The following is a 3,938-nucleotide window of genomic DNA, read 5'->3' as shown; positions in this document are numbered from 1 at the left end:
CGCGATATGTCGGGCGTGCGATATGTCGGGCGTGCGATATGTCGGGCGTGCGATATGTCGGGCGTGCGATATGTCGGGCGTGCGATATGTCGGGCGTGCGATATGTCGGGCGCTTCGCGCCTCGACATATCGGATTTATACCCCGACGGGGCATTTACTGGGATTCACGGCATTCGACGGGCCAGCACACTTCTGTCCGGTATCGGCCGGGGTCGTCGGTGTGCTGGGGGCCGACCAGATACAGCTCCACGATCGGCTCCGGCAGCGCCTCGTCGTTGGCGGCCACGTGGGCGCCGAGCGCGCCGTAGGTGAGGTCGCAGTCGGCGAACGGCCCGGCGTGCACCGCCACCGCGTAGCGCCGGGCCGGGACGACCCGCAGGCGGGGATCGGTGTCGAAGCGGCCGGGCAGGACGGGGACGAACGCCGAGACGTCGCCCTCGTCCTGCTCGAAGAACTCAGCCGAGTAGGTGGCGCCCGGCAGCCCCGCCGGGTCCGCGCCGGCCACGGCCAGGGCGCCGAAGAGCTCGCCGAAGCTCACCCGGCAGAACTCGGCGACGTCGGGCCGCGCGACCCGGCCGTCGAGCCGCAGCACGGTGGCGTCGGGCTGTGTGCGGTACAACACCGTGATCTTCGGCGGTTGGTCGAGCAGCCGCCGCAGGGAGGCCACCACGTCCCGGGTCCGGCTGAGCTCGGCCTCCATCCGGTCCAGGTGCCGCGTGAGCGCCGCCGCCCGCGGCTGCTCCCCGGGTCCCGCGAGCACTGTGCGGATCTCGGCCAGGGGCATGTCCAGGCCTCGCAGCCGCCGGATGAGGTGCGCGTCCCCGGCCTGTCCCGGCTGGTAGCGCCGGTGCCCGGTCTCCTCGTCGACCTCGGCCGGCACCAGCAGCCCGATGTCGTGGTAGTACCGCAGCGTCTTCGCGGAAAGATGGCACAGCCGCGAGAACTCGCCGATGGGGACGCCCGTCGTCATGCGCATAGTCAAACCCTTCCAGCTACGGGAAGAGCAAGCGGTTCAGTCCCGCGGGGCGGCTCGCGCGCCGGCGATCGCGGCGTCGGCGATCGACCAGGCCTGCGCGGCGGTGATCGCGCCGACGAGGAGCGGGCCCTGCAGGCCGCTGATCACGGCGTACAGGCCGATCGCCGGCTCTTCGGCGAAGGCGCGCATGAAGAAGGTGTGCGCTCCCGTGTAGGCGGTGCGCATCACGCCGGCCGCCTGCGGGTCGGTCGCGCTGTGGGCGAGCAGGGCCAGGTTCGCCGCCGAGGTCAGACGCCGCTCGGCGTCCAGCGGCAGCATCTCGTCGATGACGACGCGCAGCCCGACGGCCTCGTCGCCCGGGTCCGGCTGCTGCGCCATCCGGGCCGCCACGCGGGCGGTGAATCGGGCGTTGAGGTGCTCCAGCACGAACCGCAGCAGCTCGGCCCGGGTCGCGAAGCACCGCTGCACCGCGCCGGCGGACACCCCGGCCTCGGCGGCCACGATGCGCACGGTGGCCGCCTCGATGCCCCGAGTGCCGATGATCCGCACGACGGTGTCGGCGATCGCCCGGCGGCGGGCGTCCTGGTCGACGATTTTCGGCACGGTTTTATGATACAGTCGTATCGGAACCGGGGAGGTGCGACATGGCGGTCAAGATAGCCCGCAACGGCGACGTGGAGCTCGCCTACGAGACGTTCGGCGCGGCGGGCGGCGAGCCCCTGCTGCTGATCATGGGCCTCGGCCAGCAGATGCTGCTCTGGCCCGACGCGTTCTGCACGGCCCTCGCCGACGCCGGCTTCCACGTGGCCCGCTTCGACAACCGCGACTCCGGCCTCTCGACATCCTTCGCCGGCCCCGCCGACAGCGCCGGTGCGCAGCCGTGGTGGCGGGCACTGCTCGGCGGCGGCGCGCCCGCGTACTCCACGGTGGACTTCGTGGAGGACGGCCTCGCGGTCATGGACGCGCTCGGCTGGGCCTCCGCGCACCTTGCCGGCGCCTCGATGGGCAGCGTGATCGCCCAGGCCACGGCCGTGCTGCACCCGCAGCGGGTGCGCAGCCTGACCGCCATGATGACCATGCCGGCGTCCAGCAGCGTCGCCGCCCTGCGGCACCTGCGGTTCGGCCCGATCCTCACGATGATCGGCCGCCGCTACACCCCCGACCGCGAGGGGCAGGTCCAGCGCCTCGTCGACATCTTCCGGCTCGTCGCCTCGCCCGACGGCGGCTTCGACGAACCCTGGGCCCGGGAGGTCGCCGAACGATCCCACGACCGGCGCCCCTTCGACCCGGCCGCGGAGCGCCGGCAACTGGCCGCCGGCCGGGCGAGCAAGCTCACGATCGATGTCAGCCGGATCGGCGTGCCCACCCTGATCGTCTACGGCGAGAACGACCCGATGGTCCGCCCCAGCGGACCGAAGGCACTGCTGCGCCAGGTGCCGGGGGCGCGCCTCGTCACCTACCCGCACATGGGACACAACCTGCCGCCGCACGTCTGGGCGCCGCTGGTCGAGCAGATGTCCGCGCAGGTCCGGCTCGGCACCTGAGGCGACGGCGTCGATCGTCACATCCCGGGGAGGGCGGGAGCGCGGATAGGCTGTTGGTCATGGACTCCTGGACCGCGCCAGCGCTGCCGACGCTGCCCCGCCCCGCTGCCGGCGTCGAGCCCCTCGCCCTGTTCGACTCGGCGCGCCGGGAGATCGCACCGGTGGAGATCGAGGGCCGGCCCGCGACCATGTACGTCTGCGGCATCACCCCCTACGACGCGACCCACCTCGGCCACGCGGCCACGATGATCGCGTTCGACCTGGCCAACCGGGTGTGGCGGGACGCCGGGCTTGAGGTCGACTACGTCCAGAACGTCACCGACATCGACGACCCGCTGCTGGAGCGCGCGGCCCGCGACGGCGAGGACTGGGTGGTGCTCGCGATGCGCGAGACGGCCCTGTTCCGCGAGGACATGGAGGCGCTGCGGATCCTCCCGCCGAAGCGCTACGTCGGCGCCGTCGAGTCCATCCCGCAGATCGCCCGCAAGGTCTCGGCGCTGCTGATCTCCGGCCACGCCTATATCCTCGACGACGACACCGGCGACGTGTACTTCTCCGTCGCCACCGCCCCCGAGTTCGGCTACGAGTCCAACCTGTCCCGCACCGAGATGCTGCGCCTGGCCGCCGAGCGCGGGGGCGACCCGCAGCGCCCCGGCAAGCGCGACCCCCTCGACCCGCTGCTGTGGCGCGGTGCGCGGGACGGCGAGCCCGCCTGGAACGGCGGCGACCTGGGCCCGGGCCGCCCCGGCTGGCACATCGAGTGCGCCGTGATCGCGCAGAGCCTGCTCGGCGACACGGTCGACATCCAGGGCGGCGGCAACGACCTGCTCTTCCCGCACCACGAGTGCTCGGCCGCCCACGCCGAGGCTTTGTCAGGAAAAGCCCCATTCGCCAGCCATTACGTGCACGCCGGCATGATCGGCCTCGACGGCGACAAGATGTCCAAGAGCAAGGGCAACCTCGTCTTCGTGTCCCGCCTGCGCGCCGACGGCATCGACCCGATGGCCGTGCGCCTGGCCCTCCTGGCCGACCACTACCGCAACGACCGCATGTGGACCGACGACGTGCTCAAGACCGGCCAGCAGCGCCTGTCCCGCTGGCGCGAGGCGGCCCGGGCCGGCATCGGCCCGTCGGGCGCCGAGCTCGTCGCCCAGCTCCGCGAACGCCTCGGCGACGACCTGGACGCCCCGGGCGCGCTGGCCGCGGTCGACGCCTGGGTGGACGCGACCCTCGCCGACGCGGGCGACGACCGCGAGGCCCCGGCGCTGATGACCACCGCCGTCGACGCGCTGCTGGGCATCAAGCTCTGACTCCGCTGATCCGCACGGCCCCTCGCACGCGTTACAACCGATAGCGGCTCTTCGGCGCCGGCCGCTCGTCGGACGGTGGCCGGCGGCGGAGGGCCGAGACCAACCGCG

Annotated in this window: 4 protein-coding genes; 2 read left to right on the top strand and 2 right to left on the bottom strand. The window is 72.7% G+C overall.

Annotation, left to right across the window (positions count from 1 at the left end):
* Positions 1-154: 154 nt before the first annotated feature.
* Positions 155-976, bottom strand: a complete 822-nt coding sequence (locus ACIA8L_RS48355) for a MerR family transcriptional regulator (protein WP_395915791.1) — start codon at positions 974-976, stop codon at positions 155-157.
* Positions 977-1,012: 36 nt separating this feature from the next.
* Positions 1,013-1,579: a TetR/AcrR family transcriptional regulator gene (locus tag ACIA8L_RS48350; protein ID WP_395915789.1), complete on the bottom strand. Its 567-nt coding sequence runs from the start codon at positions 1,577-1,579 to the stop codon at positions 1,013-1,015.
* Between the two features lie 41 nt (positions 1,580-1,620).
* Here ACIA8L_RS48350 and ACIA8L_RS48345 point away from each other — a divergent pair, with 41 nt between their 5' ends.
* Positions 1,621-2,520 carry an alpha/beta fold hydrolase gene (locus tag ACIA8L_RS48345; RefSeq protein WP_395915788.1) on the top strand — a complete coding sequence of 300 codons (900 nt, stop codon included), beginning with the start codon at positions 1,621-1,623 and terminating at the stop codon, positions 2,518-2,520.
* A 59-nt stretch (positions 2,521-2,579) separates the two neighbouring features.
* A complete protein-coding gene (mshC, locus tag ACIA8L_RS48340) occupies positions 2,580-3,830 on the top strand; it encodes a cysteine--1-D-myo-inosityl 2-amino-2-deoxy-alpha-D-glucopyranoside ligase (protein WP_395915786.1) in 1,251 nt (416 codons plus the stop codon).
* Positions 3,831-3,938 lie beyond the last annotated feature (108 nt).

Origin of the sequence: Dactylosporangium sp. NPDC051541, assembly GCF_044454505.1 — a bacterium.
In the GTDB taxonomy this organism is placed as follows: Bacteria; Actinomycetota; Actinomycetes; order Mycobacteriales; family Micromonosporaceae; genus Dactylosporangium.
Note: the sequence above shows the minus strand (reverse complement) of the source record. Positions and strands in the feature narration are given on the sequence as shown.

Bases quoted from the DNA above. Each gene is read 5' to 3' on its own strand.
- ACIA8L_RS48355 (WP_395915791.1), bottom strand. From the start codon at position 976: ATGCGCATGACGACGGGCGTCCCCATCGGCGAGTTCTCGCGGCTGTGC.
- ACIA8L_RS48345 (WP_395915788.1), top strand. From the start codon at position 1,621: ATGGCGGTCAAGATAGCCCGCAACGGCGACGTGGAGCTCGCCTACGAG.
- mshC (WP_395915786.1), top strand. From the start codon at position 2,580: ATGGACTCCTGGACCGCGCCAGCGCTGCCGACGCTGCCCCGCCCCGCT.